Raw genomic sequence first — 6000 nt, forward strand, 5'->3', positions numbered from 1 at the left:
ATTAAATTTATAAATATAATTTTAGAATATTAAGAAAAAATGAGATACCTTAAAGTTATTTAGGAGTATCTCATTTTGATTTTTATGTAAAGGATTATTCATGAACAATTAATTCAAACACATCAGGTCTTGAATAATGACCTTCTGAGTCAAAATCTAATCTGCTAAGAACTATTTTTTCTAGGTCTAAATCAGCTATTAACATTTCTTCTTTATTGAAAATAGGCCCTGCTACGTATTTTCCAAAAGGGTCAACTATACAGCTTCCTCCTGGACACATAATTTCTGGCTCTACATCTAATTCTTTATAGTAATTAAGGTCAGTTGGATACATATTTTTTTCAACATATTGATTACATCCAATAACATAACATCTTCCTTCTAAAGCAATATGTTTCATAGTTGATTGCCATTCTTCTCTTGAGTCTGCAGTAGGAGCTATATAAAGTTTTACTCCTTTAGCATAAAGAGCTGTTCTAGCTAATGGCATATAGTTTTCCCAACAAATCAAGCCCCCCATTTTTCCATATGGAGTATCAACTACTGTAAGGGTACTTCCATCTCCTTCGCCCCAAATACATCTTTCTGTTCCTGTAGGTTTAAGTTTTCTGTGTTTACCAATAAGTTTACCTTCTGGAGAGAAAAATAAGTTTGTACAATAAAGAGTACAGTTTATATCATTACCATCTCTTTCTGTTATACCCATTGATAAGTATACTCCTGCTTCTTGAGCTGCTTTTCCTAATAAATCTGTTGTAGCGCTAGGAACTGGCACAGAATTATCATAGTATCTTTTCCAATCTTCTCTACCTTCCATCGTTCTACTTCCAACAACAAATCCAAATGAAAGACCTCTTGGATATGCAGGTATGAATGCTTCTGGAAAAACTACAATATTTGCCCCTTTTTTACCAGCTTCTTTAATTAATCCCAATGCTTTTTCAACTGTTTTTTCTAAGTCCATTATAATTGGTGATGCCTGAACAACAGCTATTCTTACGTTTTTATTTTCTTTGTTCATAAAAAACCTCCTGAGAATATTTAAATTTATTGATTTGAACAGACTACATCAAATGATTTTGATAAGTAAAGTATTTATATTCTGAATAATGATGTAACTGTATACTTAAAATGATACATCATGATTTGAAAAATTACAATTGTGCAAAAACAATCAAGTTCAAATATTTAATTTCACTATTTCACAACCCCTTTTTTAGCTATATAGAGCTCATTAAATTGTTTTATCTATAATGAATAGTATTTATTTCTTAGCGAACAATAATTAAAAACAAAAATTTTGAATGAATAAAGTCTAAAGAAACAAATTTAATACAACATAATATAATTAAAAAGAAAATAATAAAGAAAATTTATAAAAATAGACAACCTAAGGAGAATTTTATGAAAGAAAAAATTTATTACAATGGAAATATCATCACAATGGAAGATTCAATATGTGGAGATGCTATTCTTATAAAAGATAAAATAATAAAAAAGATAGGAACAAAAGAAGAAATACTTGCTTTAAAAAATAAAGATACAGAAATTATAGATTTAAAAGGTAAGACATTGATGCCTTCTTTTATTGATTCACATAGCCATTTGATAGCTTTTGCTACTACGCTAAAATTAATTCCTTTAGAAGATGCAACTAGCTTTAAAGATATAGTAAAAAAAATACAGGATTTCAAAGAGAAAAATAACATAAAAAAAGGTGAATGGATAATTGGATTTTCATATGATAATAATTTCGTAGAAGAAAATAGGCATCCAGATAAAGATGTACTTGATAGTGCCTCTTCAGAAAATCCAATACTAATTTCACATGCTTCTGGTCACATGGGAGTTGCAAACACTCTAGGATTAAAGCAACTTGGTGTTACTCATGAAACACAGGACCCTGAAGGTGGACATATTGGTAGAATAGAAGGAAGTAAAGAACCAAATGGATACTTAGAGGAAAATGCATTTTTTAATGTATCATCTAAAATAAAACAACCATCACCAGATGAGATTTTTAAATCAATTGAAAAAGCACAGGACATATATCTAAGTTATGGTATTACAACAGCTCAAGAAGGTTTAATGGCAGAGAATCAGTTTAATCTTCTAAAAGCTATGGCAGGTCAAAAGAAATTAAAGATGGATATTGTAGGATATGTGGATTTGAAAAAAAGTAAGTCTATAGCAGATGCAAATAGAGATTTTGTAAAGAAATATACAGATAGATTTAAAATAGGTGGATATAAGATATTTTTAGATGGTTCTCCACAAGGTAAGACAGCTTGGTTAACCAGACCATATGAAAATTCAGATGATGATTATTGTGGATATCCTATATATAAAAATGAAGAAGTAGAGGAATTTATAAATACTTCACTAAAAGAAAAAATGCAACTTTTAACTCATTGTAATGGAGATGCAGCAGCAGACCAGTTGATAGATTCATTTGAAAAAGTTTTAAACTTAGAAGAAAAAAATAATAAAAATGGTGTAAGACCAGTTATGATACATGCTCAAACAGTAAGAGAAGACCAAATCGATGATATGAAGAAAATAAGTATGATACCTTCATACTTTGTGGCTCACACATACTATTGGGGTGATATTCATATCAAAAACCTTGGAGAAGATAGAGCATTTAAGATTAGCCCACTTAAGACAACTATAGAAAAAGGTTTAATTTACACTCTACATCAGGATACACCAGTAATAGCTCCTAATATGTTTGAAACAGTATGGTGTGCTGTTAATAGAATTACGAAAAGAGGTGTGCAAATAGGAAAAAATGAAAAGATAAGTCCATTAGAAGCTTTAAAGGGCGTTACTATAAATGCAGCATATCAATATTTTGAAGAAGATAAAAAAGGTTCAATTAAAGAAGGTAAACTAGCTAATTTGATAATAATAGATGAAAACCCACTTACAATCGACCCTATGAAAATAAAAGATATTAAAGTATTAAAGACTATAAGAGAAGGAGAAGTATTATATTCTTTAAAATAGATGTAAATTATGTGAGATTGTTACCATATAAAAATAGACTTAATTAATAAATAGGTAGAACTAAATAAGATTGTAGTTAAATCAACAATTTATTAAGTTGAAGATTTATCAGTATAATCTTATTAATTCTACCTTCTTAAATAAATATGAATTTATTGAGTTATCTATGTAGTATGTGAGATAATTAAGTAGATAATAGTCTATGAAACAATTATGTATATTACTTTACTTTCAATTTCATTAGGATTTCCCCATTTATGTCTCATGCCAAATGGAATTTTGACACTATCCCCTTCGTTTAGTTGGAATACATCATCTTCCAAGTTAAGTTGAACACTTCCTTTAAGAACATATGCTACTTCATCTCCATCATGTCCATTTTTTTCTTTACAATAAGATTTAGGAGCTAAGTTCATAATTGCAAACTCAAATTCATTGAATGGATTGCTTGATAACATTTCATATAAAATATCTTTTGAGTCTGGCAGAATTAATATTCTTCTTTGATTATTTCTAACAATTAGCTCCAGATTATCTATAGAAGGAATAAAAAAATTGACTAATGGTACATTTAAAGCATTTGAAATTGATTTTAAAAAACTTATGGATGGATTTACACTTCCTTTTTCTATTTGGCTTATTAATGAAGGTGTAACTTTAATTAATTTAGACAAGTCTTTTATACTGAGATTCTGTTTTTTTCTACATAAAGTCAATTTCTTACCTATATTTGAATTGTTCATTTAAATCCTCCTATTAAAATAAATGATTTATAAAGAATTATATCATAAGGTAAAAAAATTTATATGAAAGCGAATAATTACATAAGATTGATAAAGAAAAAGTCAAAATAGATAATTGATTAGCAAAATCGATATAATTATAATGAAGTTAACTATAGAGATAGTAATCAAAAATTAAATTATATTAATTTAATTAAATATAATTTGACAATATATAAAAAAGTGAGTAAAATATAACTAAATAAATGAAATAAAAAATATTTCTTAACCTCAGACAGAAAATATATTATCAAAATTATTTGAGATTAAGAGAGAACGTCCAATCTTAAGTACTGAGGAGGAAAAAATGCTTGATATAAAAAGAATAAGAGAAAATTTAGATTGTATAAAAAAAGCTATGGAAAGAAGGGGTGAGAAAGCCTTTAGTCTTGATGAAGTAGTTAAGTTAGATGATGAAAGAAGAAAAATTCTTCAAGAAGTTGAAGTCATGAAAAATGAATTAAATACAGCATCTAAAAATATGCCAAATCTTATAAAAGAAGGTAAAGATGTAGAAAATGAAAAGGCTAAGTTAAAAGAGTTATCTGATAAGATTAAAGTTATAGACCAAAAGCTCAAGGAAGTAGAAGATAAGATGGAATATTTGTTAATGAGAATACCAAATGTACCCCATCCAGAAGTGCCACAAGGTGAAACTGATGAAGATAATGTTGAAGTAAGAACTTGGGGAGATACTACTAATTTTGACTTTAAATCTAAAGCACATTGGGAAATTGGAACAGAACTAGGTATACTTGACTTCGAAACAGCAGGTAAAATAACAGGTTCAAGATTTACTCTTTATAGAGGATTAGGAGCTAGGTTAGAAAGAGCCTTATTAAATTTTTATTTAGACACAAATACAACAGTAAATGGATATACAGAGGTTATTCCACCATTTATGGCAAATAGAAATAGTTTTCTAGGTACAGGTCAACTACCTAAGTTTGAAGAAGATATGTTTAAAATAGAGGGATTGGACTATTTTTTAATTCCGACATCAGAAGTTCCTTTGACCAACATACATGCGAATGAAATACTTAAATTTGAACAATTACCAATAAATTATACAGCTTATACTCCATGTTTTAGGTCAGAAGCTGGTTCTGCTGGAAGAGATACAAGAGGATTGGTAAGACAACATCAATTTAATAAAGTAGAAATGGTTAAAATAGTAGCACCAGAAGAATCTTATAATGAGTTAGAAAAGCTTACTAACAATGCTGAGAATATGTTACAATTATTGAAATTACCATATAGAGTAGTAAAGATATGTACAGGTGATTTAGGATTTACAGCTTCTTTTAAATATGATGTAGAAGTTTGGATGCCAAGTTATAATAGATATGTTGAGATTTCATCTTGTTCAAACTGTGAAGATTTCCAAGCTAGAAGAGCAGGGATAAGATTTAAAAGAGATAAAGATTCTAAAGCTGAATATGCACATACATTAAATGGCTCTGGTTTAGCTATTGGAAGAAGTGTTGCAGCTATATTAGAAAATTATCAACAAGAGGATGGTTCTGTAGTTGTTCCTGATGTTTTAAGACCATATATGGGAGTTTCTATTCTTAAATAAGAGTAAATTATGTACTTTTAAATAATACAATAAACTAGAAGAAATTAAAAAATAATAATAAATATAAAAAAGTGTACAAACTAATGAATATTGATATAGTGAGCTATCATATGAAAGAGTATGTACATTTTTTTATTTATTAAATTTACTGAAAGATAAATAATTTACAAGTAGAAAGGAATCTTTTATGAAAATTCAAAAGACAGAGTGGGGATATATTGAATGGAAACATACTTATGATGAAAATAATCCTAAACAAGCTATGAATATATATATTGCAGTAACTATGCAAGGTAAAAAACATTTTAACCATGTTCATTATGGTCAAGAACAGATGATATATATTTTAGAGGGGGAAGGTTTGTATATCATAAATGGAGTATGGAAGCCATTTTATCAAGGGATGATTTTTTATATAGAATCTGGTAGTACACATGAAACTATAAATACAGGCGATAGACCAATAAAAGAACTTATTGTTTCAAATAATGTAAATGATGCGGGAGAGAGTGAAGTCATAGATATTAATCCTAATAAATATCTAAAGAAAACTTTGATTAAAAAATAGCTACGCACACTTGTGACTTTAGTCGTGAGTTAGTAGCTAAAATAGTCAGCATATAGGGAAAC

Annotated in this window: 5 protein-coding genes; 3 read left to right on the forward strand and 2 right to left on the reverse strand. The window is 28.3% G+C overall.

Annotated features, from left to right (window positions below; translation table 11 throughout):
- Positions 1 to 94: 94 nt before the first annotated feature.
- A complete protein-coding gene (locus KGF38_RS17135; RefSeq protein ID WP_054271424.1) occupies positions 95 to 1021 on the reverse strand; it encodes a carbon-nitrogen hydrolase family protein in 927 nt (308 codons plus the stop codon).
- Positions 1022 to 1404: 383 nt separating this feature from the next.
- Here KGF38_RS17135 and KGF38_RS17140 point away from each other — a divergent pair, with 383 nt between their 5' ends.
- A complete protein-coding gene (locus KGF38_RS17140; RefSeq protein ID WP_074179761.1) occupies positions 1405 to 3009 on the forward strand; it encodes an amidohydrolase in 1605 nt (534 codons plus the stop codon).
- Positions 3010 to 3209: 200 nt separating this feature from the next.
- Here KGF38_RS17140 and KGF38_RS17145 read toward each other — a convergent pair whose 3' ends face one another.
- Positions 3210 to 3752 carry a helix-turn-helix domain-containing protein gene (locus KGF38_RS17145; RefSeq protein WP_054277425.1) on the reverse strand — a complete coding sequence of 181 codons (543 nt, stop codon included), beginning with the start codon at positions 3750 to 3752 and terminating at the stop codon, positions 3210 to 3212.
- A 346-nt stretch (positions 3753 to 4098) separates the two neighbouring features.
- On the opposite strand from KGF38_RS17145, the gene serS reads away from it, so the two are divergent.
- Positions 4099 to 5370: a serine--tRNA ligase gene (gene serS, locus KGF38_RS17150; RefSeq protein ID WP_074179760.1), complete on the forward strand. Its 1272-nt coding sequence runs from the start codon at positions 4099 to 4101 to the stop codon at positions 5368 to 5370.
- Between the two features lie 187 nt (positions 5371 to 5557).
- Positions 5558 to 5938, forward strand: coding sequence for a cupin domain-containing protein (locus tag KGF38_RS17155; RefSeq protein WP_227832544.1), 381 nt, complete (start codon positions 5558 to 5560; stop codon positions 5936 to 5938).
- Positions 5939 to 6000: the final 62 nt, after the last annotated feature.

Origin of the sequence: Clostridioides sp. ZZV14-6387, assembly GCF_020657835.1 — a bacterium.
In the GTDB taxonomy this organism is placed as follows: domain Bacteria; phylum Bacillota; class Clostridia; order Peptostreptococcales; family Peptostreptococcaceae; genus Clostridioides; species Clostridioides difficile_A.